At 58.5% G+C, this 25,460-nt stretch carries 28 protein-coding genes; 13 read left to right on the plus strand and 15 right to left on the minus strand.

What is annotated here, in order from left to right:
• Positions 1-14 precede the first annotated feature (14 nt).
• Genes GTU67_RS05925 through GTU67_RS05940 form a run of 4 tightly spaced genes read left to right on the plus strand, consistent with a single transcriptional unit; the run spans position 15 to position 3,600 of the window.
• Positions 15-1,169: an ABC transporter permease gene (locus GTU67_RS05925; protein WP_185779183.1), complete on the plus strand. Its 1,155-nt coding sequence runs from the start codon at positions 15-17 to the stop codon at positions 1,167-1,169.
• Positions 1,166-1,951, plus strand: coding sequence for an ABC transporter ATP-binding protein (locus GTU67_RS05930; RefSeq protein WP_185779184.1), 786 nt, complete (start codon positions 1,166-1,168; stop codon positions 1,949-1,951). The genes GTU67_RS05925 and GTU67_RS05930 overlap by 4 nt, the downstream gene beginning before the upstream one ends.
• Positions 1,952-1,954: 3 nt before the next feature.
• Positions 1,955-2,875 (plus strand): MlaD family protein, encoded by a 921-nt coding sequence (locus GTU67_RS05935; RefSeq protein WP_185779185.1) that lies wholly within the window; start codon positions 1,955-1,957, stop codon positions 2,873-2,875.
• A complete protein-coding gene (locus tag GTU67_RS05940) occupies positions 2,872-3,600 on the plus strand; it encodes an ABC-type transport auxiliary lipoprotein family protein (RefSeq protein ID WP_185779186.1) in 729 nt (242 codons plus the stop codon). Before GTU67_RS05935 ends, GTU67_RS05940 begins: the two co-directional genes overlap by 4 nt.
• 106 nt (positions 3,601-3,706) lie before the next feature.
• On the opposite strand, the gene GTU67_RS05945 is transcribed toward GTU67_RS05940, so the two are convergent.
• Positions 3,707-4,474, minus strand: a complete 768-nt coding sequence (locus tag GTU67_RS05945; RefSeq protein WP_185779187.1) for a LuxR C-terminal-related transcriptional regulator — start codon at positions 4,472-4,474, stop codon at positions 3,707-3,709.
• Positions 4,475-4,715: 241 nt separating this feature from the next.
• On the opposite strand from GTU67_RS05945, the gene GTU67_RS05950 reads away from it, so the two are divergent.
• Positions 4,716-7,109 (plus strand): phosphoketolase family protein, encoded by a 2,394-nt coding sequence (locus GTU67_RS05950; protein ID WP_185779188.1) that lies wholly within the window; start codon positions 4,716-4,718, stop codon positions 7,107-7,109.
• A complete protein-coding gene (locus GTU67_RS05955) occupies positions 7,082-8,269 on the plus strand; it encodes an MFS transporter (RefSeq protein WP_430459000.1) in 1,188 nt (395 codons plus the stop codon). The genes GTU67_RS05950 and GTU67_RS05955 overlap by 28 nt, the downstream gene beginning before the upstream one ends.
• On the opposite strand, the gene GTU67_RS05960 is transcribed toward GTU67_RS05955, so the two are convergent.
• Genes GTU67_RS05960 through GTU67_RS05975 form a run of 4 tightly spaced genes read right to left on the minus strand, consistent with a single transcriptional unit; the run spans position 8,245 to position 13,171 of the window.
• On the minus strand, positions 8,245-10,500 hold the full coding sequence (locus tag GTU67_RS05960; protein WP_185779190.1) for a heavy metal translocating P-type ATPase: 2,256 nt from the start codon (positions 10,498-10,500) through the stop codon (positions 8,245-8,247). The two genes, GTU67_RS05955 and GTU67_RS05960, sit on opposite strands and share 25 nt — an antisense overlap.
• A 58-nt stretch (positions 10,501-10,558) precedes the next feature.
• The gene (locus GTU67_RS05965) at positions 10,559-10,705 is read right to left on the minus strand and encodes a DUF2474 domain-containing protein (protein ID WP_185779191.1); all 147 of its coding nucleotides are present in this window, start codon (positions 10,703-10,705) and stop codon (positions 10,559-10,561) included.
• Complete coding sequence (cydB, locus tag GTU67_RS05970) at positions 10,705-11,712, minus strand: cytochrome d ubiquinol oxidase subunit II (protein WP_185779192.1); 1,008 nt, start codon at positions 11,710-11,712, stop codon at positions 10,705-10,707. Before cydB ends, GTU67_RS05965 begins: the two co-directional genes overlap by 1 nt.
• Before the next feature lies 1 nt (position 11,713).
• Positions 11,714-13,171 (minus strand): cytochrome ubiquinol oxidase subunit I, encoded by a 1,458-nt coding sequence (locus GTU67_RS05975; protein ID WP_185779193.1) that lies wholly within the window; start codon positions 13,169-13,171, stop codon positions 11,714-11,716.
• Between the two features lie 59 nt (positions 13,172-13,230).
• Here GTU67_RS05975 and GTU67_RS05980 point away from each other — a divergent pair, with 59 nt between their 5' ends.
• Positions 13,231-13,422, plus strand: a complete 192-nt coding sequence (locus tag GTU67_RS05980; protein ID WP_185779194.1) for a hypothetical protein — start codon at positions 13,231-13,233, stop codon at positions 13,420-13,422.
• A 15-nt stretch (positions 13,423-13,437) separates the two neighbouring features.
• Here the strand turns inward: GTU67_RS05980 and GTU67_RS05985 are convergent, their stop codons facing one another.
• Positions 13,438-14,397, minus strand: coding sequence for a glutathione S-transferase family protein (locus GTU67_RS05985; protein WP_093970124.1), 960 nt, complete (start codon positions 14,395-14,397; stop codon positions 13,438-13,440).
• Entirely contained in the window at positions 14,397-14,804 is a 408-nt protein-coding gene (cueR, locus tag GTU67_RS05990; RefSeq protein WP_185779195.1) for a Cu(I)-responsive transcriptional regulator, read from the minus strand. Before cueR ends, GTU67_RS05985 begins: the two co-directional genes overlap by 1 nt.
• A gap of 122 nt (positions 14,805-14,926) precedes the next feature.
• Between cueR and GTU67_RS05995 the strand changes: the two genes are divergently transcribed.
• Genes GTU67_RS05995 through GTU67_RS06010 form a run of 4 tightly spaced genes read left to right on the plus strand, consistent with a single transcriptional unit; the run spans position 14,927 to position 17,203 of the window.
• Complete coding sequence (locus GTU67_RS05995) at positions 14,927-15,163, plus strand: heavy-metal-associated domain-containing protein (protein WP_249417593.1); 237 nt, start codon at positions 14,927-14,929, stop codon at positions 15,161-15,163.
• Between the two features lie 30 nt (positions 15,164-15,193).
• Positions 15,194-15,685: a glutathione peroxidase gene (locus tag GTU67_RS06000; RefSeq protein WP_185779196.1), complete on the plus strand. Its 492-nt coding sequence runs from the start codon at positions 15,194-15,196 to the stop codon at positions 15,683-15,685.
• A complete protein-coding gene (locus GTU67_RS06005) occupies positions 15,682-16,380 on the plus strand; it encodes a glutathione binding-like protein (protein ID WP_093970120.1) in 699 nt (232 codons plus the stop codon). Before GTU67_RS06000 ends, GTU67_RS06005 begins: the two co-directional genes overlap by 4 nt.
• A gap of 10 nt (positions 16,381-16,390) precedes the next feature.
• The gene (locus GTU67_RS06010) at positions 16,391-17,203 is read left to right on the plus strand and encodes an RsiV family protein (RefSeq protein ID WP_185779197.1); all 813 of its coding nucleotides are present in this window, start codon (positions 16,391-16,393) and stop codon (positions 17,201-17,203) included.
• Between the two features lie 155 nt (positions 17,204-17,358).
• Here the strand turns inward: GTU67_RS06010 and GTU67_RS06015 are convergent, their stop codons facing one another.
• The 5 genes from GTU67_RS06015 to mltG all read right to left on the minus strand — a co-directional run bounded on the left by GTU67_RS06015 (position 17,359) and on the right by mltG (position 21,828).
• Complete coding sequence (locus tag GTU67_RS06015; protein WP_185779198.1) at positions 17,359-18,249, minus strand: ankyrin repeat domain-containing protein; 891 nt, start codon at positions 18,247-18,249, stop codon at positions 17,359-17,361.
• Entirely contained in the window at positions 18,239-19,033 is a 795-nt protein-coding gene (locus GTU67_RS06020; RefSeq protein WP_185779199.1) for a TatD family hydrolase, read from the minus strand. The genes GTU67_RS06015 and GTU67_RS06020 overlap by 11 nt, the downstream gene beginning before the upstream one ends.
• 77 nt (positions 19,034-19,110) lie before the next feature.
• Positions 19,111-20,160, minus strand: coding sequence for a DNA polymerase III subunit delta' (gene holB, locus GTU67_RS06025; protein WP_185779200.1), 1,050 nt, complete (start codon positions 20,158-20,160; stop codon positions 19,111-19,113).
• The gene (tmk, locus tag GTU67_RS06030; protein WP_185779201.1) at positions 20,157-20,828 is read right to left on the minus strand and encodes a dTMP kinase; all 672 of its coding nucleotides are present in this window, start codon (positions 20,826-20,828) and stop codon (positions 20,157-20,159) included. Before tmk ends, holB begins: the two co-directional genes overlap by 4 nt.
• A 1-nt stretch (position 20,829) precedes the next feature.
• The gene (gene mltG / locus GTU67_RS06035; protein ID WP_185779202.1) at positions 20,830-21,828 is read right to left on the minus strand and encodes an endolytic transglycosylase MltG; all 999 of its coding nucleotides are present in this window, start codon (positions 21,826-21,828) and stop codon (positions 20,830-20,832) included.
• 133 nt (positions 21,829-21,961) lie between these two features.
• Here mltG and ygfZ point away from each other — a divergent pair, with 133 nt between their 5' ends.
• Complete coding sequence (ygfZ, locus tag GTU67_RS06040; protein WP_185779203.1) at positions 21,962-22,933, plus strand: CAF17-like 4Fe-4S cluster assembly/insertion protein YgfZ; 972 nt, start codon at positions 21,962-21,964, stop codon at positions 22,931-22,933.
• Here ygfZ and GTU67_RS06045 read toward each other — a convergent pair.
• The 3 genes from GTU67_RS06045 to GTU67_RS06055 are packed head-to-tail and all read right to left on the minus strand — an operon-like array spanning position 22,909 to position 24,840.
• Complete coding sequence (locus GTU67_RS06045) at positions 22,909-24,069, minus strand: enoyl-CoA hydratase/isomerase family protein (protein ID WP_185779204.1); 1,161 nt, start codon at positions 24,067-24,069, stop codon at positions 22,909-22,911. The two genes, ygfZ and GTU67_RS06045, sit on opposite strands and share 25 nt — an antisense overlap.
• Positions 24,066-24,416 (minus strand): RnfH family protein, encoded by a 351-nt coding sequence (locus GTU67_RS06050; RefSeq protein ID WP_123660637.1) that lies wholly within the window; start codon positions 24,414-24,416, stop codon positions 24,066-24,068. Before GTU67_RS06050 ends, GTU67_RS06045 begins: the two co-directional genes overlap by 4 nt.
• Positions 24,409-24,840: a type II toxin-antitoxin system RatA family toxin gene (locus GTU67_RS06055; protein WP_123660638.1), complete on the minus strand. Its 432-nt coding sequence runs from the start codon at positions 24,838-24,840 to the stop codon at positions 24,409-24,411. The genes GTU67_RS06050 and GTU67_RS06055 overlap by 8 nt, the downstream gene beginning before the upstream one ends.
• 66 nt (positions 24,841-24,906) lie before the next feature.
• Here GTU67_RS06055 and smpB point away from each other — a divergent pair, with 66 nt between their 5' ends.
• Positions 24,907-25,365, plus strand: coding sequence for an SsrA-binding protein SmpB (gene smpB, locus GTU67_RS06060; RefSeq protein ID WP_093970109.1), 459 nt, complete (start codon positions 24,907-24,909; stop codon positions 25,363-25,365).
• Positions 25,366-25,460: the final 95 nt, after the last annotated feature.

The raw sequence follows: 25,460 nt of genomic DNA on the forward strand, positions 1-25,460 counted from the left end.
ACCCCGGTAGCGCATTGACACAACATACCCCCCAGCCCCCGCAACTCCGCTTCGAACCGCATGGCCAGACTGCCTGCCTGGTGGTTGCGGGAGACTGGACGCTTGAGCACTACAACGATCTGTACGAGGCCGTTGCGCAGCACAAGCCGCACTGCATCAAATCGCAGGCTTCGCGTGGTGAGCCTCTTGTTATCGACATGTCGGGTATCACGGCACTCGATACCTCGGGCGCGCAATTACTTGTCGACCTGGCGGGTAATCATCCCGACGTGTTCAATGCGCTGTCACCCGAGCGACAGGCCTTGCTGCGCGCCGTGGTGCAGGCCTCGCTTGATATTCCCGATGCGCCCGAACCCAAACCCGCCTCGACGCCGCACGAAGTTCTTGCGCGTGTCGGCGCTTCTGTCGAAAAGACGGTGCATCAGGCGCGTGACCTGCTGGGCTTTATGGGGGTGACATTCGAGGCGCTGGCGCGCACGTGTCTTCGCCCTAAAACATGGCGCGTGACGGCTGTTGTTGCGCAGTTGGAGCAAACCGGGTTCAATGCCGTCCCGATTATTGCGCTGCTGACATTTATGGTGGGTGCAGTAGTGGCGTTTCTGGGCGCTACCATTCTGGCCGATTTTGGGGCGTCGGTGTTTACCATCAACCTGGTGGCGTTCTCTTTCTTGCGCGAATTTGCCGTGCTGCTGACTGCAATTCTAATGGCCGGGCGAACGGCCAGCGCGTTTACCGCCCAATTGGGCTCGATGAAAGGCAACGAAGAAATCGATGCCTTGCGCATGACCGGGCTGGACCCGGTAAACCTTCTGGTGCTGCCACGTATTATTGCGCTGCTTATTGCCCTGCCCTTGCTGACATTTATTGGCATGGTCAGCGGCATTTTGGGCGGCATGCTGGTATGCGCCGTCGCACTCGACATCTCACCCTCCATGTTCATGTCGATTTTTCAGCGCGACATACAACTGCGGCATTTTGCATTGGGCATGGCCAAGGCCCCCATTTTTGCCTACCTTATTGCCATCATCGGCTGCCTTGAGGGCTTCAAGGTCAAGGGAAGCGCACAGTCGTTAGGCGAGCACACGACTTCGGCTGTGGTGCAATCTATTTTTGTGGTCATTCTGGTTGATGCCATTGCCGCCATGTTCTTTCTGGAGATGGGCTGGTGACGTCACGCGAAATTATCGTTGAGGTTAAAGACGTTACAAACCGCTTTGGCAACCACATTGTGCACCAGGCGCTTGACCTTAATGTGTACAAAGGCGAGATTCTTGGCGTTGTGGGTGGCTCCGGGTCGGGTAAGTCGGTGCTGTTACGCACCATTGTCGGGCTTCAGCGCCCTGCAGCCGGTTCCGTGCAAGTGGGCCGACTTGAAGTTTACGGGCCTTCTGCCAACCGGCCGCATACGCAGCGCCGTTTTGGCGTGCTGTTTCAGCGCGGCGCCCTGTTCTCTTCGTTAACCGTCCTGGAAAACGTCGCTCTGCCGCTCATCGAGCACCTGGGCCTCAGTCGGTCGCGCGCCGAGCACCTGGCTCGCCTGAAAATCGGCTTGGCTGGCTTGCCGGCCAAATCGGCCGACCAGTACCCGGCGTCGTTATCGGGCGGCATGATCAAGCGTGCCGCACTGGCGCGCGCCCTTGCGCTTGACCCCGAAATTCTATTTCTTGACGAACCCACCGCCGGGCTGGACCCGATTGGCGCCGGCGCGTTTGACCAGTTGCTGCTGACCTTGCGAGACGCGCTGGGTTTGACCGTATTTTTAGTCACCCACGACCTGGACACCCTGTACACCATTTGCGACCGCGTGGCGGTATTGTCACAACGCAAGGTACTGGTCGCCGACACATTACCCGTGGTCGAGCAATGCAACGACCCCTGGGTACAAGATTACTTTCATGGGCCGCGCGGCCGTTCGGCCAAGAACGCCGCCCAGGCTGTTACGGATACCTGAATTATGGAACCTCGTGCGCATCACGTCTTGATCGGACTTTTTACGCTGGTGGTGATTGCCGCCGGCTTGATTGCCGCTTTATGGTTGGGCAAGTACGGTAAAGATACCGCCGTTGCCACGTATGCGGTGATCTTCAACGAACCCGTCCGGGGCCTGTCGCGCGGCAGTTCGGTACAGTTCAATGGTATTAAGGTCGGCGAGGTTTCCGCCTTGTCGCTTGACCCGAGCGACGTGCGTAATGTCAGGGCAATCATCACCATTCAGGACGCCATCCCTATTCAGACGGACACCCGAGCGCGATTGATGCTGGCAGGCATCACAGGCATTTCGGTTGTGGCGCTCAGCTCCGGCGAACCCGGCAGCCCCTTACTGAAGGCAAAGCCGGGGCAAGACTACCCGGAAATTATTGCAACGCCCTCCCCCATTGCGCAGTTTATGCAAAACGGCGATTCTCTGGTCACCGGGATGGCCGAACTGATGACCAATGCCAACAAGTTCTTGTCTGGACAAAACGCCGACAGTTTCACCCGGACCATTCAAAACCTTGAAGCGGTTTCCGGCGCGTTGGCCGATAACCGCGGTGATATTGAGACGTTGCTTAAAACGCTGACAGCAGCAACGCAGCAATTTACAACGACCTTGCAAACCGCCGATCGCCTTATTCGTGTTGAAGGGACGGCCTCTATGCAACAGGCCCGGGCGGCGCTGGCGTCTGTCGACGCAGCTGCGGCCAACGTGGCGCAGTTGGTGCAGTCAAACCAGGGCGCAGTCTCGGCCGGGCTGCAAGGTTTGAATGAATTGGGGCCAACCTTGCAAGAGCTGCGTATGACGCTGGCCGCACTGCGTAATAACTTGCGCAAACTCGACGACAACCCTGCGGGTTATCTGCTTGGCGCTGAATCACTTAAAGAGGTTGCACCATGAAGCGAAACCGTTTCTTGCCCCTGTTTTTTATGTCTATTGCAACGGGCCTACTGACAGCATGTTCGGTGCTTCCTGAACAGGCACCCGTTACCGTTTACCAATTACCGCTGCCAGCTTCAAACGCATCGTCGCAAAACAGTGCTGCGGCAAATCCAGCGTCGGGCGTCGGTGCAGCAAGCAAGTCGTCATTGATCTCGCCTAACCCATCGCGCACCGAATTTGCATCGATCCGCATTAATACGCCGGCGGCGAGTCCCACCTTGAACGGTACACGTATTCTGGTGTCGCAGGCGCCTTATCAGGTCATGGCCTTCCAGGGTGTGCGCTGGTACGACGCAGCACCGCGCATTGTGCGAAACCACGTGTCGCAAGCGTTAAAGAACGGGCAGCAATGGCAAGCCGTCACCACCGACGATGCCAATGTGTCTTCGCGGTATCAATTGGGTGGTGAACTGCACGCCTTTCAGGTTGACGCCGCAAGCAACCCCCGCCGCGTGCTCGTTCACATCGATGCCACATTGGTCGACACTTTCGACAACAAGGTTATAGCGAGCCAGTCATTTGCAATCTCAAAGCCAGTACCCGATGCTGGCTTTGATTCAGTGATTGCAACCTTCGGTGAGGCCACCCGGCAGTTGGGCCTGGACATTGCCCGGTGGGCAGCTCAAAGCGTTGCGATGCGCGCCCCGGCGCAAGCAGACGCAACCCCGGGTCGTCGCCATTAGTGTGCCTTAGGCACGCGCACACAGACTAAGCCAAATATATGATGACGCCCTGCTGTGTTGCCAAAACCAGATGAGACGACAGGGGCAAAAAAAAGCCTGACCGTGGTCAGGCGATGGATTTAGCCCGAGTATTAACCGGTTCGGGCTCCCACTCGAGCCGTGCGCCTTTGGCTCGGGCGATATAAACCGCTTCGTTGCGGTTATGGGCGCCAAGGCGCTGGTAAACGGCCTCGGTGTGGGCTTTGGTTGTTCCCAGCGAAATATTAAGCAGGCGCGATACCGATTTAAGCGCGTGTCCGCGTGACAGCAATACCAGCACTTCGTATTGGCGCGGTGTCAGGCCCAGCAAGTCGGATTCGGAATCGGGCGCCGATCGTGCAGCGACCCCCAAGGCAAAAATAGACGACACGGGCAGACTGCCCGAGGAAGGCTGCGAGGGGGGAGTATCGCGCAAAACTTCGCGCACTGGCGCATTGATAGATGAAACGACATCGTGCGTTGCAGTAGTGACAGGCCACGGAAAGCCGCTTTTGCCTTCGAGCACCCTGCGTACCGTTGCAATGAACACTTCGGGTGGCGCAGACTTGTCGATATAACCTACAACTTGCTGCGGAAGCTTTTCGATGGCGGACCGGTCGGGCTGGCCCTCGGCCATAAGCACGATTTTTTGAGGCGCAAAAGCCTTCAAACTGGCCAGAACCAGCGATGTTTGACGTTCGTGAGATGCGATGGATAACAACAACAAGTCGTAACGGACCGCTGGATCGGGATGGCGGTCGAGGTCGCTATAAGCAAAGCCCTGCAACGACACGTTAGGCACGACGTCGGAGAGGATTTGCAAGACGCCCGTACGTAGCAGGGTGTTACGGGCCACAATGGCGATGTTAGTAATTTAAGTCTCCTTCTGACAGCGTGGGCTAGGCCGTCTGGAAGTCGGGCTTGTTGAACCGCGTTACGAAAATTCAGTCGTCTTAAGGTTCATTAAGCCGTTTTATCGTAACGAAAGTTGTATACAAATGCAATAAAAAAACACCTTGCTGCAAACGTTTTCAGGCAAGGTAAACTCTGGCTGAACCCCTTGCTCTATGCGGACTTTGAATGCGGAGCCGTGAAGTATGTCTACCACACCCATGAATAATAACATTCTGACACAAGCCGACATCAACTATCTTGATGCACTATGGCGTGCCAGCAACTATTTGTGTGCGGGCATGATTTACCTGAAGGACAACCCGCTGCTCAAGGCTCCGCTGGCACCCGGCCACCTCAAGGCGCGGCTGCTGGGCCACTGGGGCTCAAGCCCAGGCCAGACCTTTATCTGGACGCACCTGAACCGCATTATCAAGGCACACGATCTGAACATGATTTATTTGTCGGGCCCAGGCCATGGCGCGCCTGCAGTGCTGGCACAAACCTGGCTTGAAGGCAGTTACACCGACGTCTACCCCGACAAAAGCCGCGACGCCTCTGGTATGGCAGCCCTGTTCCGGGCGTTTTCATTCCCCGGTCAGTTAGGCAGCCATTGCACCCCCGAAGTCCCTGGCTCCATTCACGAGGGCGGCGAACTGGGCTATTGCCTGTCGCATGCCTTTGGGGCCGCTTTTGACAACCCTGACCTGATTGTCGCGGCGGTTGTGGGCGACGGCGAAGCCGAAACCGGGCCTCTGGCGACCGCGTGGCACAGCAACAAGTTTTTGAACCCTGTTCGCGACGGCGCGGTTTTGCCGATTTTGCACCTGAACGGTTACAAGATAGCGAATCCTACCGTGCTGGCGCGCATCTCCCAAGAAGAGCTTGAGCAGTTGTTTCGCGGCTACGGCTGGGAACCCTGTTTTGTCGAGGGCGACGCCCCCACGACGATGCACCGGGAAATGGCGCAAGCACTCGAACAATGCATTACCCGTATTCGACAGGCACAAACTCAGGCGCGCGCCAGCGGAGTGGTTCATCGGCCGCGGTGGCCCATGATTGTGTTGCGTACGCCAAAGGGCTGGACCGGCCCGAAAAACTGGGATGGCCATGCCATCGAAGGGTCGTGGCGTTCGCACCAGGTACCGCTGGCCGACGTGCATAACAACCCGGGGCAATTGGCCGCGCTGGAAGACTGGATGCGAAGTTACGCGCCCGAAGCGCTGTTCGACAACGACGGCCACCCCGTACCCGACGTACTGGCGCTCATTCCGGAAGGCGACCGACGCATGGGGGCCAACCTGCACGCCAATGGCGGGCGTTTGCGCAAGCCCCTTAAGCTGCCAGGCTTTCAAGACTATGCCGTCCCCTTCAAGGGGCATGCGCAAAGCCGGGTGTCGCCCACCGGCGCGCTCGGCCCGTTTCTGCGCGACATTATGGTCGCCAATCCCGACAACTTCCGTCTGTTCAGCCCCGACGAAAACGCATCGAACCGCTTGCAGGCCGCTTACGAAGCCAGTCCGAAAACCTGGCTGGCCGACACCTTGCCCCAAGACGCCGACGGCGGCTTTTTGGCGCCTGACGGCCGCGTCATGGAGATGCTGAGCGAGCACACGCTGGAAGGTTGGCTGGAGGGTTATTTGCTGACTGGGCGACACGGTTTGTTCAACACCTACGAATCATTTGTTCATATTGTCGACTCGATGGTGAACCAGCATGCCAAATGGCTTGACAAGTCACGCCAGGAAGCACGATGGCGGGCGCCCGTTTCGTCGTTGAACATTCTGGTGTCGTCGCTGGTATGGCGACAAGACCACAATGGCTTTACCCACCAGGACCCTGGCTTTTTAGATGTTGTGTGCAATAAAAGCGCCGAAGTGGCCCGCATTTACCTGCCGCCCGACGCCAATTGCCTGCTGAGTGTGGCCGACCACTGTCTACGCAGCACCGACTACGTCAATGTGATTGTGGCCGACAAGCAACCCCACCTGGTGTACCTTGATATGCCAGAGGCCGCTGCACATTGCGCCAAAGGCGCTGGTATCTGGCCCTGGGCCAGTACCGACGCCGACGATGAGCCCGATGTGGTCATGGCCTGTGCCGGCGACATCATTACACAAGAAGCACTGGCGGCCGCCGCCCTGCTCCGTCAACATTTGCCCGACCTGAAATTACGATTCGTTAATGTGGTTGACTTGTTCAGGCTGCAGTCGGCCTCGGCGCACCCGCACGGCCTTAACGACCCCGATTTCGACGCGCTGTTCACACGCGACAAACCCGTTATCTTTGCGTTTCATGGTTACCCCTGGCTCATCCACCGGCTGGTTTACCGTCGCACCAATCATGCCGGTTTTCACGTACGGGGTTACCGCGAAAAAGGCAATATCAACACGCCGCTAGAGCTTGCCATCCAGAATGGCATTGATCGCTACAGCCTGGCAATTGATGCCATTGACCATGTGCCCCGGCTGCAAAATACCGGCGCCCACTTTAAAGAATATTTAAAAGAGCAGCGTATTGCGGCTGTGGCCCACGCCCACGAATACGGTACTGACACCACAGATATTGCAAACTGGACATGGCCGGAGGCCGCGCATTGAGCCCGTTCTTGCTGTGGCTAATGACCATCGCCACCGGCGCCGCGGTCGCCAGCAATTACTATCCGCAACCCTTGCTCGATTCCATTGCCGCAGATCTGGGCGTTTCGTATGCCGCTGTCGGCATTATCGTGACCGTATCCCAGGTGGGTTACGGGGTCGGGCTGATGTTTCTTGTTCCTTTAGGCGACAAGTTCGAGAAGCGCGGGCTGATTGTGCTGATGATGGCGCTGACGGCGGCGGGGCTGCTGATCAGCGGCCTGGCCCCCTCATTGCCCTGGCTGTTGCTGGGTACGGCCATGACGGGTCTGTTCTCGGCCGTTACGCAGGTGCTGGTTCCATTTGCCGCGCTCATGGCGCCGGTCAACGCCAAAGGCCGTGCCGTCGGCATGCTCATGAGCGGCCTGCTTATTGGCATTTTGCTGGGGCGTACCGTGTCCGGCGGGTTATCCAGCCTGGGCAGCTGGCGCATTGTGTATTTTGTGGCAGCTGCCGTACTGATACTGCTGGCCGTCATGCTGTGGCGCAGCTTGCCAACCCATCGCAGCGAAACCCGCATTATCTACAACGAGCTCATCGGCTCGGTTGTCCAGCTGTTCAGAACCGAGCCCGTCTTGCGGCTGCGTGCGCTGCTTGGGTTTTTGTCTTTTGTCCTGTTCGCCCTCTTCTGGACACCGCTGGCGTTTTTGCTTAGCCAGCCCCCTTATCAATACACAGAAGCCGTCATTGGCCTGTTCGGGCTGGCCGGCATTGCCGGCGCGTTGGCGGCCAATTGGGCCGGGCGCATGACCGACCGCGGAAAAAACCGCGAAGCCACGCTGATCAGCCTGATCTTGCTGCTAGTGGCCTGGTTGCCGCTGGGCTTGGGCAAAACGTCGCTGACTGCCCTGATTATTGGCGTGGTTGTGCTCGATTTAGCCGCACAGCTGTTACACGTCAGCAATATGGGTGCGGTCATGCGCATCAACCCCGAACTACGTAACCGCCTTAATTCGGGCTACATGACCGTGTACTTTCTGGGTGGTGCGTCGGGCTCGTTTGCGGCCGCAACCATTTACCAATACTTTGGTTGGAATGGCATTGTTGCTGCCGGCGTACTGGTGGCGTCGGTCGGCCTGGTGTTTGGCGGCCAGGCGGTTTACCGCGCGCGTACCGGCGGCTGAAACCGTTTCAGCCGCAAGGCGTTACTAACCACAAACACACTGGACAACGCCATCGCGCCCGCCGCAAAAACAGGCGACAGCAGCAGACCATAAGCGGGGTACAACACCCCCGCCGCGATCGGGATCAGGGCAACGTTATACGCGAACGCCCAGAACAGGTTCTCGCGGATGTTATTCATGGTGGCCTTCGACAACGCAATGGCATCGGGGACACCGCCCAAATCGCCCGACATCAGGACCACGTCGGCGGCTTCCATGGCCACATCGGTACCGGTGCCAATGGCTACCCCAACGTCGGCACAGGCCAGCGCAGGCGCATCGTTGATGCCATCGCCAACGTAGGCAACCGGGCCATATTGCGCCTGCAGTCGCTTGACGGCATCGACCTTGCCATCGGGAAGCACTTCGGCCACGACCTCATCAATACCCAGCTGACGGGCTATGGCCTGCGCCGTGCGCTGGTTATCACCGGTAATCATGGCCACTTTAAGGCCAAGCTGGTGCATGGCGTCGATAGCACCGCGCGTCGTGCTTTTAAGCGGGTCGGCAACCGCGATAATGGCCGCCAGACGCCCATCGACAGCGGCATACATGGGCGTTTTCCCTTCGGCGCCCATGCGTTCGGCCTCGGCACTGAACGCACCGACATCCAGCCCGAGTTTGCGCATGTATCTGTCGGCGCCGACAGCCACCGTGGCGCCGTTGATACGTGCATTGACACCATAGCCGGTGACCGACTCGAACCGGGTCAGTGCGGGTAGAGCCAGCCCTGCATTTTGGGCCGCTTTGACAATGGCCTGTGCAATGGGATGCTCGGAACGCGACTCGACCGCAGCGACCATGGCTAACGTAGCGTCTTTATCGACCCCGTCGGCGACGATAAAGTCTGTCAGTTCGGGACGCCCCATGGTCAGCGTGCCGGTTTTGTCTACGGCCACGACACGCGCATCGCGCAGCGACTGTAATGCCTCGCCCTGGCGAAACAACACCCCCATTTGGGCCCCGCGCCCGGTGCCCACCATAATGGACGTTGGCGTGGCCAGGCCCATGGCACAGGGGCAGGCGATAATCAGCACGGCCACCGCATTGACGACGGCAAATGTCAACGCCGGGCTTGGACCAAATACCAGCCATACCAGAAACGTCAACAAGGCGGCCAACATGACTGCCGGCACAAACCACAATGTAATGCGGTCGACCATGGCCTGAATGGGCAGTTTGGCGCCCTGAGCCTGCTGAACCATACGGATGATCTGGGCCAACACGGTGTTGCTGCCCACATTGGTGGCCCGCAACGTCATCGCGCCGGTCTGGTTAACGGTACCGCCAACCAGGCGGCTGCCGGTCGTCTTCTCGACGGGCACCGGCTCGCCACTGATCATGGATTCGTCAACAAAACTGTGCCCTTCGATCACCTCGCCGTCGACGGGGATGCGCTCACCCGGGCGGACCTCAACCACGTCACCCTGCCGGACGTGCTGAATATCGGTGTCGACGGCTTGCCCATCGCGAACAACACGCGCCGTCTTGACCTGCAAACCCATCAGATGCCGGATGGCTTCGGAAGTGTTGCCTTTGGCGCGCGCTTCAAGAAACCGCCCCAGCAATATCAAGGCCACAATAACGGCGGCGGCTTCAAAGTAGACATTGACGGTGCCTTCGGGCAACCACTGGGGCAACAGCACGGCAACGACTGAATACGCATAAGCGGCGCTGGTACCCACTGCAACAAGTGAATTCATGTCGGGTGCACCACGCAGCAAGGCGGGTACACCGGCCTTGAAAAACCGCCATCCGGGCCCGAACAAGACAATGGTGGTGAAAAGCCATTGCACATACCAGCTGATTTTCAGGCCGATGTTCTGCGCGACCCAGTGGTGCATGCCCGGAATCAGATGTGACCCCATTTCGAGCACAAACACCGGCAAGGCAAACAGCGCAGCAATAATCAATGACAACCTCAGCCGGCCGGCTTCTTCGGCCTGGCGCTGGGCCAGATTGTCTTCTGACTGATCATTGATGCGAGATGCGCTGTAGCCTGCCTTTTCTATCGCGGCAATGGCTTGCTCGACCCTCGCGGCATCGTCAAGGTCAATCTCGGCCCTTTCGGTAGCCAAGTTGACGTTGGCTTGAGTAACGCCGGGCAACGCGCGAAGCACGCGCTCGACGCGACCTACACACGATGCGCAGGTCATCCCTTGGACAGACAGACTGGCGTGGATAGTTTTCATGGTGGTTTATGCCGATAGTTAAGATGACGTCAGCATAAACCTTTACCTTATGGGAAGGTCAAGCGGTCATGCCGACCCAGTTCATGACAAGGCGCAACAGGCCGGCAAACGCACTTAGCGCCAGCACCCCACCCAGCCATAGTACGACCAGCCAACCCAGGCGCTTGCGCCAAGACGACGGCGGTGAGCGATGCGGGGCCGCCATTAGTGGTACCCATCGCCCACGCGGACTTTACCGCGAAACACATAGTAAGACCATGCGGTGTACATCAGGATGAGCGGGATGATGAGTAAAGCGCCGACCAGCGCGAACCCCTGGCTTTGAGGCGGCGCGGCGGCGTCCCAGATGGAAATATCGGGCGGGATGACATTAGGCCAGATACTGATACCCATGCCGGTATACCCCAGAAACACCAGGGCCAGCGTCAGCAAAAACGGCCCTGCCTCGGGTTGGCGCCCCAATACCCGCCACAGCATGACGGTAGCAAGCAATACCAGCACCGGCACCGGCGCAAAGTAGAAGATATTGGGCATTGAGAACCAGCGCTCGGCAATTTCGGGATGGATAAGCGGGGTCCATAAACTGATGACCCCGATAACAAAGAGCATTAACACCGTTAACGGGCGCGCGACAAGCAGCATACGCGTTTGCAAGGGCCCTTCGGTTTTGAAGATCAGCCATGTGCAACCCAGCAGTGCGTAAACCACAATAACGCCAAACCCGGTAAAAACCGTAAACGGCGTCAGCCAGTCGAGGACGCCACCGGCATAGCTGCGGTTGACCACATGAATGCCATCGATAAATGCGCCCAGGGTTACACCCTGAAAAAATGCTGCGCAGGCCGACCCCAAAATAAAGGCCTTGTCCCACCAATGCCGCGTTTGGTCAGAGGCTTTGAAGCGAAACTCGAAGGCCACACCACGAAACACCAGGCCCAGCAGCATGAAGATAAGCGGCAGCATGAAGGCTTCGAGAATTACCGCATAAGCCAGGGGAAACGCGGCCATTAAACCGGCCCCGCCCAGGACCAGCCAGGTTTCGTTGCCGTCCCATACCGGCGCCACGGTGTTCATCATGACGTCGCGGTCGTCTTTGGCACCGAAAAACGGAAACAGTATCCCGACACCCAGATCAAAGCCGTCCATGACCACGTACATGAAGACGCCAAACAGAATGATAATGGCCCACAACAAGGGCAGATCGATTCCCATCTTAGTGCTCCTTTGTGTTGGCCGAGTCGTTGTGCAGGGCCGCCGACAAAGGCCGGCTGGCCGTTGCCGCGGGAGCAGCCGCTGTTGCCGTTGTAGAGACAGCAGACACTGTTGAACCGGGCGGTGTGGGCGGCGGCTCGACAAAAGGCTTGGGCCCTTTGCTGATGAGTTTGAGCACATAGACTGTGCCTGCGCCGAAGACAATGAAATACACCACAATGAACAGCAGCAAGGTCAGCCCGACCTCGTAGGGGCCGTGCGGTGACACGGCGTCGGCCGTACGCATGACGTTGTACACCACCCACGGCTGGCGTCCGACCTCGGTGGTAAACCAGCCGGCCAAAATGGCAACCAGGCCGGCCGGGCCCATGGCCAAAGCAAAACGATGCAGGTTAGGCGACGCGTACAACTGCCCCCGCCAACGCGACCAGGCCGCCCACAGCCCCAGACCGATCATCAGAAAACCCAGGCCGACCATGACACGGAATGACCAGAACACAATAGGCACGTACGGGCGGTCTTCGAGGGGGAAGTCTTTAAGCGCCGGGATCTGCCCATCGAGACTGTGCGTGAGGATCAGGCTGCCCAGGTGAGGGATTTCGATGGCAAACCGGTTGGTTTCCGCCTGCATGTCGGGCCAGCCAAACACCACCAGCGGTACGGATTCGCCGGGTTTGTTTTCCCAGTGGCCCTCGATGGCGGCCAGCTTGGCCGGCTGATGCTGAAGTGTATTAAGGCCATGGGCGTCGCCCACGAAGGCCTGAAGTGGCGCCACCAAAACAATTAACGCAACGGCCATGGCAAACATTTTTTTAACGGGTGCGCTGCGATTGCCGCGCAACATATGCCAGGCCGCCGACGCACTGACCATAAGCGCCGTGGCAAGAAACGCCGCAATCACCATATGGACCAGCCGGTAGGGAAACGACGGGTTGAAAATAACCGCCAGCCAATCGACCGGGATGACACGGCCATCAACAATTTCAAACCCTGCCGGCGTTTGCATCCAACTGTTGGACGCGAGAATCCAGGTAGCTGACATGAGCGTACCCAGCGCGACCATGATGGTTGAGAAAAAGTGCAGCCCCGGGCCGACCCGGTTCCAGCCGAACAGCATCACGCCCAAAAAGCCGGCTTCGAGGAAAAAAGCGGTGAGTACTTCGTAGGCCAGCAAGGGCCCGGTAACGCTGCCCGCAAATTCGGAGAAAAAGCTCCAGTTAGTGCCAAACTGGTAAGCCATGACCAGCCCCGACACCACACCCATCCCGAAATTGACGGAAAAGATTTTTATCCAGAAATGATAAAGATCGCGATAAACAGGGTTGCGGGTTTTAAGCCAGCACCCTTCGAGTACCGCCAAATAGCTGGCTAGCCCGATGGTGATGGCCGGAAAGATAATATGAAAGGATATCGTGAACGCAAACTGTATACGGGCAAGCAATAAAGCATCGATATCCATCGCAACAACTCCAAATCTACGTATTTTTACTGTGCTAGCTTAAACCATAGAGGTGTCAAATGACTTTGCGTTCAGGCAAAAAAAAGCCAGTTAAACCCCAAAAAGACGACACGACACGCGAGCAGCAGACCAGTCATCGCAGCGAACAGCACCGCAGCAAAAAAGAAGGCCACACCAGTCAGATTGGTTCGGGGCATGACCAGCAGAGCGAGCGTCAAGGTACGCATGACCCGCTGCACCGTAAGCCTTGACCCCCGGCAAGAGCGCTATACCGGGTCAAAAACCAGCGTTGGCCCCTTAGGTACGATACCGGTTGGGTTGATGGTGGGATGGCTGCCGTAGTAGTGCGACTTGATGTGATCGAAATTGATGGTGTTTGCGACGCCGGGCCAATGATAAAGCAAGCGGGTCAGGCGCCAGAGCTTAGGCATATCGGCAATGCGCTTTAAGTTGCACTTGAAGTGGCCGTGATAAACCGCATCGAAACGGATCAGCGTCGTGAACAAGCGCCAGTCGGCCTCTGTAATCTGATCGCCCGCCAGCCAGGGCTGCTCGCCTAACCGGGCCTCCAGCGTTTCCAGGGCGTTAAACAGATCGGTAACAGATTCGTCGTAGGCCGCTTGCGTTGTGGCAAAGCCAGCCTTGTATACCCCATTGTTGACCTTGTCGTACACCAGCGCATTAACTGCATCTACGGCCGGACGCAAAGACACCGGGTAGTAGTCGCCTGCCTTAGCGCCGACCGCGTCGAACGCCGAATTAAACATGCGAATGATTTCGGATGACTCGTTATTGACAATGCATCGCCGCTGCTTGTCCCATAACACTGGGACGGTAACCCGCCCTGAATAATCAGACTGGTTGAGGGTATACAGCTCGTGCATAAACTCGCATTGGTTGACGGTGTCGGGAACAACCCCTTCGCCAGGGGTAAACGCCCACCCCTGCTGGCCCATATGCGGGTGCACCACCGAAACGCCGATCATGTCTTCAAGACCTTTGATGGCGCGGAAAACCAGGGCACGATGCGCCCAAGGGCAAGCCAGTGAAACGTACAAGTGGTAACGTCCAGGCTCGGCCTTGAAGCCGCCCTGCCCGCTTGGCCCGGCGCTGCCGTCGGGGGTGATCCAGTTCCGGAATTGGGCTTCAGTGCGTACAAATCGCCCGCCTGTTTTGCTGGTGTCATACCATTGATCGTGCCATTTTCCGTCGACAAGTAAACCCATTATTTCTCCGTAGTGTGGGTGCTGCGCGCCAGGTCGTCGAGTATGGGGCAGGCCGGCGCATCGTCGCCGTGGCAATGCCTGGCCAGGTTTTCGAGTTGCTTTCGAATGCCCACCAACCGGGCGATATCGCGGTCGAGCGCCTCGATGTGTGCCAGTGCAAGCGCCTTGACCTCGTGGCTTTTGCGGCTGCGATTTTGCCAAAGCTCGAGCAAGGTTTGAATGCGTTCGAGCGCAAAGCCAAGGTCGCGGGCGCGTTTGATAAATTTAAGCGTGTCGAGGTCGCGCTCGGTGTACTGGCGGTAGCCCGCGTCGGTGCGCCCGGCCGGTGCAATAAGCCCGATCGACTCGTAGTACCTTATCATTTTGGCGCTGACGCCAGCGGACTTTGCTGCCTGCCCAATGTTCATCGTGTATCCTTCAAAACGCGGTGTACCCGAAGCGTGCGGCACACCGGGGTTGGGGTTAAGCAGACAGGTTTTGCCTGCCCGGCCCTTACCCGCTTGACCTTCCTATTATAGGAAGCTTTACGATGGACACCTATCCATCTTTCCCGGAGGTCATCATGATTGAATTTACCGTTAACGATATGAGCTGCAACCATTGTGTTGGCGCCATTACCAAGGCCGTTCAGGCTGCATTCCCGCAAGCGCGACTAGAATTTGACCTGGCACAGCATAAAGTGCGGGTCGAAGACGTACCCGGCGCGGAAGAAGTGAAGAAAGTGATTGAAGAAGCCGGCTACACGCCGCAACTGGAAGCGGCATAACCGCAGTTACACAACACAGGCCAGCCCATAATGACTGCATTGACCACATTTACCGCCCGTCTGAACGACGGTAGCGAACAGGCCCTTGACCACTACAAAGGCCGGGTAGCCCTGGTCGTCAATGTGGCCTCGAACTGCGGCTTTACCCCGCAATATCAGGGGTTGCAAACACTGTACGAGCAGTACCAGACCCAGGGCTTTGTGGTGCTGGCATTTCCGTGCAACCAGTTTGGCAGCCAAGAACCGGGCGACGCTACGCAAATCCGCGATTTTTGCGACACTCGCTTCCGGGTCACGTTTCCGTTATTCGACAAAATTGACGTCAACGGCCCAAAAGCACACCCGCTGTTTCAATGGCTAAAATCAGAAAAACGCGGTTTGCTTGGCTCTGAAGCCATCAAATGGAATTTCACCAAGTTTCTGGTGGGCAAAGACGGCCGGGTCATTAAGCGCTATAGCCCAACGACCGCGCCGGCCGACCTCGAAAAAGACATTGTTGCTGCACTCGAAGGAACCTCATGATCGATCTGTATTACTGGACCACCCCGAACGGCCATAAAATCACCCTGTTTCTGGAAGAAGCCGGACTTGAGTACAAGATCATTCCTATCAATATTGGCAAAGGTGATCAGTTCAAGCCCGATTTTCTTGCCATTTCGCCCAATAACCGAATTCCGGCCATGATCGACCATGCGCCGGCGGATGGCGGCCCTGCAGTCGCGCTGTTCGAATCTGGCGCCATGTTGCAGTACCTTGCCGAAAAAACAGGTAAATTTTTGCCGGCCGATGTGCGCGGCCGTTTCGAAGTCATGCAGTGGCTATTCTGGCAAATGGCCGGCCTGGGCCCTATGGCGGGCCAGAACCACCATTTCGGCACTTATGCCCCCGAAAAAATCCCCTACGCCATCGACCGCTATGTGCGCGAGACGGCACGTTTGTATGGCGTTCTGAACAAACGTCTGGCCGATCGCGAATTCATCGCTGGCGATTATTCGATCGCCGACATGGCCAGCTACCCCTGGATTGTGTCGCATGATAAACAACAGCAAAACCTTGACGACTTTCCTCACTTGAAGCGCTGGTACGACGCCATTGCGGCGCGTCCGGCGACGCAACGTGCCTATGCCCATGCCGCCCGGGTCAATCCCAACCCGACAGTGCAATCGGATGAAGCCAAAAAGATTTTGTTTGGGCAAGGCGCCCATACCGTCAAGTAAGGTAAAGCACATGACGTCTGCTTCTTTTTTGAATCGGCCTGCTTGGGCATTGGCAAGCCTGCTGGTACTGGCGGGCTGCGCCAGCGGGCCTGCGCAAAATATTTCACTGATTCCTGCGGGTCAGGTGGCTTCGCAAACCGAAAAGGCCGGGTTGTTTACGCAACCCGTCAAGTACGAACGCACCCGCCCCGGATGCAAGGGCGATTGTCCAAAACTGGTGGTTGATTCGGTTGTGTTTCCGGGCCATGCCAAATTAAGTGCATTGGTCGATCACGCCCTGGCGACCATGACGGGCATCGGCGAGGCACGCACGCCACCCTACACCACCATTGCCGAATTCGAAGACTACTTCTGGAAAACTGCCGCGCCACGCGACGAAGTTATTTTGTCGGCAAAAACGCGTTACCGCAGCCAGGGGCTGACCGTAGTAGAGCTGATAACCGGCCAGTATTTTACGGGTGCGGCGCACGGTATTACGGCCACCCAGTTTTTGAACTGGGATAACCAGACCGAAAAAGTGCTTGGCCTGGCCAACGTACTGCGGCCCGGGCAATACGATGCCTACGTGGCGGCACTGCAGGCCGCGCACACCCAGTGGTTGGGTACGCAGCCCGACTATAAAAACGACCCTGACGGCTATTTGCGACTGTGGCCGTTTCAACCCACCGATAACTTTGCCCTAACCGATATGGGGCTGGTGGCCAAGTACGGCTCTTACGAACTGGCGCCGTATTCGTCGGGCCTGCCCGAACTTTTGGTACCTTATGCCCAGTTGCAAGGCATTTTACGCAGCGAGTACCTGCCGGCGGCCGCCGGAAGTTAACCGACACCATGGGCCGCTGGCTTTCGGCCTGCTTAACCGATTTGGCTAAGGCGGATGCATCTGCAGGCGCCTGCGCCCGCCTTAAACACCTGCTGCCCCGGCCATCCGCTACCCCCTGCTTCGAACACCCTACCGGCAATGCCGGTATTGGAGTTTTAGTTGTCCTGGCGCTCGAAGCGGTCGAGGTCGAAGTAGCGCGATGTAGAGCCGGCTTCCGGGGTTTGGTTCGGGTCGCTGGCCAAAGTGGGCGCGTTCGGATCGCTGGCTAACGTAGGTGACGGTGCTGAAGGCGCCCTGGGCGCTTGCACCTGCGGGGCAATGGGGGCAACCGGACGGGCAACAGCAGCCGCCGGCCCACCCTGACGGCCGTAACGTTGGGCCAGGGTGTTATCAATTAATGCATCGAGCCGGTCGGCCAGCGACGTAAAGTTTTTATTGCGTGCCCAGTCGGCGGCATCAAGCTTGGACAGGTTTTGCGTGGTGACTTCGGCGCCCGCATCCAATAATGCCCTGACTGTATCTTCGCTGCCCGAGAACGCCGCCATCATGAGCGGTGTGGTGCCGTCGGGCGACGGCGCATCGACCAGGGCTTTATTGGCCATCAAGAAGTTCACCATCTTGACCTGACCCTTTGAGGCCGCATAGTGAAGCGGGGTCCAGCCCAGGCGGTTGACCTGTGCGCCACGCGCAATAAGCGCCTTCGAACGTTCGACATCGCCCACAATCGCCAGATACATGAGCGGTGTTTCGTTGTTTTTATTGGTAATGTTGACGTCGAGCGCACGGTGCCGTGACAGCAAATCGTAGACGCCCCAGGCTTGGTCGCGTATGGCCTGCATGATGGCCGGCTCGCCGTCGGCCGATTTGACGTTGGGGTCTTCGCCCAGGGCCAGCTCGGTTTTTACGCTGTCGACCCGGTCGTTTTTGATGTCGACCCACCAGTTTGGCGACACGGCCCCGACGGCGGTGCCTGCCACCAGCAGCGCGGCGGCGCTTAACCGCCCCAAACGCGCTGCAATACCCGCAGAGTAATGCTTACTGGACATGAGCGGCTTCCTTGCGCTTGACTTTGCTGAACAGCGTGTAGAAGTTGTCGGTGGTCTGACGGGCGACGTCGGCCACTGTAATGCCCCGCAGCTCGGCAATTTTTTCGGCCACATGGATAACTTTTGACGGGTCGTTGGTTTTGCCACGATGCGGCACCGGCGCCAGGTAAGGCGCATCGGTTTCGATCAGCAGACGATCCATGGGCAAACGCTCGGCAACCGACTGCAGTTCTTGCGCCTTTTTAAACGTAACAATGCCCGACAACGAAATATAAAAATTCATGTCGATGGCGGCCTGCGCCATTTCCCAGGACTCGGTAAAGCAATGCAGCACACCACCGCACTGGTCGGCGCCCTCTTCTTTCATGATGCGCAGCGTATCTTCGCGCGCCTCGCGGGTATGAACGATAAGCGGCAGGCCAACCTGTCGGGCAGCCCGGATATGCGTACGAAACCGGTTGCGCTGCCAGTCGAGCGGCTCGGACAGGCGGAAGTAATCGAGCCCGGTTTCGCCAATAGCCACGACTTTTTCTGAAGATAGGGCCCGTTGTACCAGATCGTCGACGGTGGGCTCGGTGGTGTCTTCGTAGTCGGGGTGAACGCCTACCGAGGCCGACAGATTGTCGTGCGGGCTGACCAGCTGAAGCAAGCGCGGCCAATTGGGCAGGTTGACACTGACAACCAGCGCGTGCCCCACCTGGTTTTGTTGCATACGCGCCAGGATATCGTCGAGGTTCTCGGCGAGTTCGGGGAAATCGAGGTGGCAATGGGAGTCGACGTACATGATAGAACCAACAAAAAACGAATACGGGTATTGTACTTGCGTCAGCCGCCGCGGGCATTGACGCGGCTGTACTTGTGCTAGCCGCAGCGGGCGCAGGCCGCAATAATGCGCTGGGCCGCGGTATGGGCCAGCAACTTGGCGTTAAGCGGGTGCTCGGCCAGCGCCCGTTGTTGTGCCAGCCAGCGGGCCGCGTCGGCCAGCGCCTGCGGCGCTGCGGCGCTACCTACCTGATGCGACAGCTTCGACAAACTCGGGTAATACCGGGCCGGCGTATTGTGCGCCGCCAGCATCAAGTCGACGAACCAGCGCTGCAAGGTATCGACCCAGACCGCAACCGGAAGCTTCTCAAGGGCATCTGCGGTGGGCCCTGGGTCGGGTAACGCCGGCGAGGCCACCATGCGCGCCAAGGACTCAAGCCATTGCGGACAGGCGGCCTCACCGCTTTGCGCGGCCTCGAGCGCCCTTAAGGGTGCCCCGCCCGCCGCATCGAGCCAAGGGTTCGGGGTGTCGATGCCCTGACTTTGCAACCAGTTTGCGCTCTGTTCGCGCTCGGGTACCGCCAGGGGCAGACGACGACAACGCGACACCAGCGTTGGCAGCAAGCGGTCGGGTGCGTCGGACACCAGCAAAAACACGGTGTGCTCGGGCGGCTCTTCAAGCACCTTGAGCAAGGCATTGGCCGAGATCTGATTCAGGGCGTGGGCCGGATACAGCACCGCTACCCGGTATCCGCCGCGGTGCGTAGCGGTGTTGAACCAGGTGTGCAGGCTGCGCAATTGCTCGACGCGGATATCTTTGGACGGCGTTTTTTTTGAGGCAGACGACGTGCTTTCGGCAGATTCGGCGTCTTCGCCTTCGAGCGCCGCGATGGCGTCGGGGCGGATACGCCGCAGATCGGGGTGATTGCCGGCGGCTACCCATTGGCAGGCCGCGCATGTGCCACACGCGAGCCCGTCTTTCGGGCTTTCGCAGAGCAAACCAGCCGCAGCCGCCAGCGCGAACCGGGTCTTGCCGATGCCCGTAAGACCGTGTATCAGCCAGGCATGCGCAAAACGTTCGCGGTTACCCAGCCAGGCATGAGCCTGATCAAGCTGCCAGGGCAAAAACTGGGGAACGGACGCCGTCATGACGAAGACCCGAGCGGCTGCTGACTACCGACATGTTCAGTGCGCCACCCCGTTACGGCGGCGTCGATGTGTTGCTGCAACACCGTACGGATGTGTTCAATGGACTGCGTGGCGTCTATCACCCGGAAACGGTCGGGCTGGGCGGCAACACGGGTGTGATAAGCCGCACGGGTGCGCTCGAAAAAAGCATCGCCCTCTTGTTCGAACCGGTCTAGCGTGCGGGTCGCCGCCAGGCGTTGCCGCGCGACGGCCAAGGGCACGTCAAACAACCAGGTCAGGTCGGGCTGAAGGTCGGGATGCACCCATTGCTCTAGCGCGGTAACGGCCGCGCCGCCCAGTTCGCGTCCTCCGCCCTGATAGGCAAAGGTTGCGTCGGTGAAACGATCGCACAATACCCAGTCGCCACGCGCCAGCGCGGGGCGGATGACCTGCTCGATGTGCTCGCAACGTGCGGCAAACATCAGCAAGGTTTCGGTTTTAAGATGCATGGGCTGATGCAGCAACATATCGCGCAGGGCTTCGCCCACCGCCGTGCCGCCAGGCTCGCGCGTTGACACCACACGAACGCCGTGGCTTTGCAGTTGCCCGATCAGCCAATCGATGTGCGTGCTTTTGCCGGCGCCGTCCAAGCCTTCGAGTGTAAGAAAAAGCCCTTTTTTGGCCGACATGTCAGCGCCCCAGAATGTATTTGGCGACGGCACGGTTGTGTGCGTTCAGGTTTTCGGAAAATTCACTGGTCCCGTCGCCGCGCGAGACGAAATACAAAAACTTGTGTGATTCGGGATTAAGCGCAGCGTTGAGCGCCGCCCGCCCACTGCTGGCAATCGGTGTGGGCGGTAAGCCGCCCCGAGTATAGGTGTTCCAGGGGGTGTCGGTTTGCAGGTCGACTTTACGGATGCGCCCCTGGTACTTGTCGCCCATACCGTAAATGACGGTCGGGTCGGTTTGCAACGGCATGCCCAGACGCAGACGGTTGATGAATACGCCACTGACGCGGTCGCGGTCTTGTGCATGTCCGGTTTCTTTTTCGACGATAGAAGCCAGAATCAGGGCCTCGTAAGGCGATTTCAGGGGCAGACCTTCTGGGCGCGCCGCCCAGAGTTTGTCGAGCACCTCTTTTTGTGCGGCATAGGCGCGGCGCAAGATGTCGAAATCGGACGTGCCCGGTGTGAACACATAGGTATCGGGGTAAAACCACCCCTCAAGACTGGGGCTGTCGATGCCCAGGCGATCTTTCAAGGCTGCGTCGCTGACATCTTCGAGCGTTTGCTTGACGTCCGGGTTGTTGCGTAACTCGTCGCGGATACGGGCGTACGTCCACCCCTCGACCAAGGTCAGGCGCGTTTGCATCATGTCGCCACTGGCCATGCGTTCGAGCAAACCGCGCGGGGTATCGCCCAGCCGGACCTCGTAGGCGCCCGCCTTGATTTGCGTGTCGTAGCCGGTCAGGCGCGCCATTAAAACGAACAGGTCTTCATTGATGAGGACACCGGCATTGTTCATGCTGCCGGCCACGGCGCGCAGGCCGGCGCCGCTTTCAACCAGATAATCGGCCGGGTCTTGCTTGAGCGTAACGGCCGTGTGCGCCCAGTACCAGGCGCCGCCGGCCAGCGCTGCCGAAAGCACCATCATCAACACCAAAAGCCACAACAAACCTTTTTTAAACATCCGTATCATTCGCGTCCTGTGGTCGCCCGGGCTTGTAAAGCCCTTCAGACAGCCGAGTTATCCTGACAAACCCTGAAGAAGGTCGTTATCATAAAACGATAATGCCAAACCTTACGAACCTGATGTAAAGCCCATGACCGAAACCTCTCGCACCACAACCGTACTGGCCGATTTCGCCGTTATCGAGGCCGTTGGCGACGACACCGCCGGCTTTTTGCAGGGCCAGCTTAGCAACGACATTGCCGGCCTCGCGCCTGGCCAAGCCTGCCTGGCCGCCTATTGCACCCCGAAGGGCCGCATGCTGGCCAGCATGGTGGTGTGGCAAGTGGCCGGCACCGAAGCCCCTACTTACCGGGCACTGATCCGGCACGATATCGCGCCCGCCATAGTAAAACGTTTGTCTATGTTTGTCCTGCGGGCCAAAGTTAAATTAAGCCTGCTGCCCGCCGTGGTGCAGGGCGTAAGCTGCACCACACCCGGGGCCGTGCCCACTGCCGCCGCGCCCGCTGCCGCGTCGTGGCCCAAACAAGCGGCACCTTATACCGTTGTCGACACACCGTCGGGGGCATTTATTGCCGCGCCGTGTGCAAACCACGGCCAGGCCCGCTGGTGGCATATCGACACCAGCACTTCAGCCCCCAACGGTACCGACCTGGCCGCAGCCAGCGCCTGGCATGCCGCCGATATCGCCGCCGGGTTGCCCTGGGTCGAACTGGCCACCCAAGACATGTTTATCCCCCAGACGCTTAACTTTGACCTGATTGGCGGCGTGAGTTTCACCAAGGGGTGTTACCCGGGCCAGGAAGTCGTGGCGCGCAGCCACTATCGGGGTACGGTCAAGCGCCGCATGGCGCGTGGCCAGGTTGCCCTTGACCCGGCTTACGCAACGCCTGGTATCGTCCCCGGCACCGACACATTTCATGCCGGCGCGCCCGATTCGCCTGTGGGCCGCATTGTTAATGCCGTCGTGGTTAATGGCCTGGCCCATGTGCTGCTCGAAGTGCAACTGGCCGACCTGGGCCAGGCCGACTTGCGGGTTGGCGCTGCCGACGGCCCCGCCATTGTGCTGCAAGACCTGCCCTACGCCATCGTGGCCAACGGGTGAGGCTGCGACGGCGGCCAGGCCGGTTCGAATAACGCGGCAATCTGGTCATCGTCGACTTGGTTAATGTTTGATGGTGACCAGTGCGGATTCCCGGTTTTATCGATCAGCAAGGCCCGAATACCTTCTCGGAAATCGCTGCGTGCCGTTGCATTAAGCGCCACGGTGTACTCCATCTGAAACACCTGCGCCAACGACATCGTTTTGGCGCGCGTTAGCGTATGAAACGCCAGGGCGATGGCGGCCGGGCAGCCATGACGCAAGCGCTGGGCAGCCTGCACTAGCCAGGGGTCATCGGCGTCTTCCAGGGCTGCAATATGGCGATAAACCACCCGCCAATCGCTGGCGTTGGTCCAATCGGCCATAGCATGCGCATACTGCTGAACCGGGCCGGACGGCAATGCCGGCGTTTTCAGACTATCCAGGCAGGCGTCAAGTAAGGCGTCGTTGCTTGCCCTGTCTTGATGCCATCTAACTGCCTGTAAACGTTGCAATAAAACGGGCCATGCACTTGATGCAAGATGGTGGTTCACGATGCCCAGATAGTGGGTATCGGACACGTTGATTATGCTGCCCGTTAAGGCAAGAAACCGGCCAATGCCCTGCGGCATCCGGTTAAACAACCAGCTGCCGGCCACGTCGGGAAATAACCCGATAACGATTTCGGGCATGGCAAAACGGGTGGTTTCAGTCGCGACGCGATGACTGGCGCCCATCATCAGCCCTGCTCCACCTCCCATCACAATGCCATTGGCCCAGCACAACACCGGCTTGGTATAGCAATGGATGTGGTGATCAAGGGTGTACTCGACCTGAAAAAAAGTACGCAGGTATTCGTTGTGCCAGCCGCTGGCGTAAGGCGTTTGAGGCAGACTGGGATAAATGGCCTGCAGGTCGCCGCCAGCACAAAACGCCTTTTCGCCTGCGCCGCGCATAATAACCATGGCAATGGTCGGGTCAGACTCCCAGGCCGCAAGCTGTGCTGACATGGCCCGCGCCATGTCGAGCGACAGCCCATTTAGCGCATGGGGCTGGTTCAGGGTGACAAGACCCAACTGGCAGCCGCCCGCCGCAGGCAGTGTGCTGAACAGTACTGGAGCGGGTTCGCCCGACCCAGCTTGTGGCCGTGACGCCTTCATGCCCGTACCTGCACATTGCGGCGCGAAGGCTTGCCCCCTTTAAGGGATTTTTTGGTCGCGAAGCGGTGCAGCGCCCGGCGCCGGCGAGACTCTTTGGGGTCGAAACGCAGCGTCCGATAAACCTCGACCCGATCGGCGTCGGCCAGTATGTGGTCGGCCGCGCAGGCCACGCCGTAAATGCCCGTTGACGGGGCAGCGGTGAACAGCTCGGGGTAATCGGCGGCCAAGCCGCTGGCCTGCAGGGCATCGCTGACGCATGCGCCTTGCGGCAACGTTAGCGATTTGCGCCACACCGCATCGGGCAACGCGTAAATGACTTCAATGTGCACGACTGCGGGCTCAGCCATAACACGCCTGCGCTCGTTGGGTGAACGAATCGATAAAACTGGTGGCAATGCGGTTGAATACCGGCCCGACGACCATTTCAAGCGCACGGCTTGAAAACGCGTACTCCATGGTGTAGACGACTTTACAGGCGTCGGGGGCCAGTTCGATGAACTCCCACTTGCCGGACAGTTTTGAAAACGGGCCGTCGACGAGTTCGAAATTGATTTGCGTGGGGTAGGCGTGCCGATTGCGCGTGGTAAAGGCCTGCTTGATACCGGCAAAGCTGATGGTAATAGAGGCCTGCATGCCGTGCTCGTCGCGCGATTGCACCGTTGAACCGCCGCACCAGGGCATGAATTCGGGGTACTTTTCGACATCTGCGACCAGGTCAAACATTTGGGCACAGTTGTAAGGAACAAGAACAGATCGCTGAACAGTATGCATTGATTCGGTTTAGTGGATAGAATGTAAGGTTGATTTTAACGTTTATACACCAAGCCCCCTACCCTAATGAGCATTGTCGACAACCGCAAAGCCTTTCACGATTATTTTATTGAAGACCGCTTCGAAGCCGGGCTTGTGCTCGAGGGCTGGGAAGTCAAGGCGATCCGGGCCGGGCATGTTCAAATTAAAGAAAGCTACGTCATTGTGCGCGATGGCGAAATCTTTATCGTGGGCATGCACATCAGCCCGCTGGCAACGGCTTCTACCCACGTTCACCCCAACAATACCCGCACGCGCAAGTTGCTGCTGCGCGCCGAAGAAATCAGCAAACTGATTGGCAAGGTCGAACAGCGCGGCTACACCCTGGTGCCGTTAAACCTGCACTATAAAAACGGACGTATCAAACTGGACTTTGGCCTTGGACGGGGTAAAAAACTGCACGACAAGCGCGACACCTCGCGCGACAAAGACTGGGCGCGCGAAAAAGAACGCATCATGAAGCACGATACGCGGAATAAAGATTAAGCTTGCCGGGCCTTAAGCCGCGCACGGCGCTGAGCCCGGGCGCGGGCAGCTGGCCCGCGGCGTATCAGTAACGCTGCTAATAACCAAAGCCTGGC

Origin of the sequence: Pusillimonas minor, from assembly GCF_014237865.1 — a bacterium.
Lineage (GTDB): Bacteria > Pseudomonadota > Gammaproteobacteria > Burkholderiales > Burkholderiaceae_B > Neopusillimonas > Neopusillimonas minor.

What these genes read in the sequence shown, in the direction of transcription:
- GTU67_RS05935 (WP_185779185.1), top strand. Translation starts at nt 1,955, where the DNA reads ATGGAACCTCGTGCGCATCACGTCTTGATCGGACTTTTTACGCTGGTG.
- GTU67_RS05940 (WP_185779186.1), top strand. Translation starts at nt 2,872, where the DNA reads ATGAAGCGAAACCGTTTCTTGCCCCTGTTTTTTATGTCTATTGCAACG.
- GTU67_RS05950 (WP_185779188.1), top strand. Translation starts at nt 4,716, where the DNA reads ATGTCTACCACACCCATGAATAATAACATTCTGACACAAGCCGACATC.
- GTU67_RS05960 (WP_185779190.1), bottom strand. Translation starts at nt 10,500, where the DNA reads ATGAAAACTATCCACGCCAGTCTGTCTGTCCAAGGGATGACCTGCGCA.
- GTU67_RS05965 (WP_185779191.1), bottom strand. Translation starts at nt 10,705, where the DNA reads ATGGCGGCCCCGCATCGCTCACCGCCGTCGTCTTGGCGCAAGCGCCTG.
- cydB (WP_185779192.1), bottom strand. Translation starts at nt 11,712, where the DNA reads ATGGGAATCGATCTGCCCTTGTTGTGGGCCATTATCATTCTGTTTGGC.
- GTU67_RS05975 (WP_185779193.1), bottom strand. Translation starts at nt 13,171, where the DNA reads ATGGATATCGATGCTTTATTGCTTGCCCGTATACAGTTTGCGTTCACG.
- GTU67_RS05980 (WP_185779194.1), top strand. Translation starts at nt 13,231, where the DNA reads ATGACTTTGCGTTCAGGCAAAAAAAAGCCAGTTAAACCCCAAAAAGAC.
- GTU67_RS05985 (WP_093970124.1), bottom strand. Translation starts at nt 14,397, where the DNA reads ATGGGTTTACTTGTCGACGGAAAATGGCACGATCAATGGTATGACACC.
- cueR (WP_185779195.1), bottom strand. Translation starts at nt 14,804, where the DNA reads ATGAACATTGGGCAGGCAGCAAAGTCCGCTGGCGTCAGCGCCAAAATG.
- GTU67_RS05995 (WP_249417593.1), top strand. Translation starts at nt 14,927, where the DNA reads ATGGACACCTATCCATCTTTCCCGGAGGTCATCATGATTGAATTTACC.
- GTU67_RS06000 (WP_185779196.1), top strand. Translation starts at nt 15,194, where the DNA reads ATGACTGCATTGACCACATTTACCGCCCGTCTGAACGACGGTAGCGAA.
- GTU67_RS06005 (WP_093970120.1), top strand. Translation starts at nt 15,682, where the DNA reads ATGATCGATCTGTATTACTGGACCACCCCGAACGGCCATAAAATCACC.
- GTU67_RS06010 (WP_185779197.1), top strand. Translation starts at nt 16,391, where the DNA reads ATGACGTCTGCTTCTTTTTTGAATCGGCCTGCTTGGGCATTGGCAAGC.
- GTU67_RS06015 (WP_185779198.1), bottom strand. Translation starts at nt 18,249, where the DNA reads ATGTCCAGTAAGCATTACTCTGCGGGTATTGCAGCGCGTTTGGGGCGG.
- GTU67_RS06020 (WP_185779199.1), bottom strand. Translation starts at nt 19,033, where the DNA reads ATGTACGTCGACTCCCATTGCCACCTCGATTTCCCCGAACTCGCCGAG.
- holB (WP_185779200.1), bottom strand. Translation starts at nt 20,160, where the DNA reads ATGACGGCGTCCGTTCCCCAGTTTTTGCCCTGGCAGCTTGATCAGGCT.
- tmk (WP_185779201.1), bottom strand. Translation starts at nt 20,828, where the DNA reads ATGTCGGCCAAAAAAGGGCTTTTTCTTACACTCGAAGGCTTGGACGGC.
- mltG (WP_185779202.1), bottom strand. Translation starts at nt 21,828, where the DNA reads ATGTTTAAAAAAGGTTTGTTGTGGCTTTTGGTGTTGATGATGGTGCTT.
- ygfZ (WP_185779203.1), top strand. Translation starts at nt 21,962, where the DNA reads ATGACCGAAACCTCTCGCACCACAACCGTACTGGCCGATTTCGCCGTT.
- GTU67_RS06045 (WP_185779204.1), bottom strand. Translation starts at nt 24,069, where the DNA reads ATGAAGGCGTCACGGCCACAAGCTGGGTCGGGCGAACCCGCTCCAGTA.
- GTU67_RS06050 (WP_123660637.1), bottom strand. Translation starts at nt 24,416, where the DNA reads ATGGCTGAGCCCGCAGTCGTGCACATTGAAGTCATTTACGCGTTGCCC.
- GTU67_RS06055 (WP_123660638.1), bottom strand. Translation starts at nt 24,840, where the DNA reads ATGCATACTGTTCAGCGATCTGTTCTTGTTCCTTACAACTGTGCCCAA.
- smpB (WP_093970109.1), top strand. Translation starts at nt 24,907, where the DNA reads ATGAGCATTGTCGACAACCGCAAAGCCTTTCACGATTATTTTATTGAA.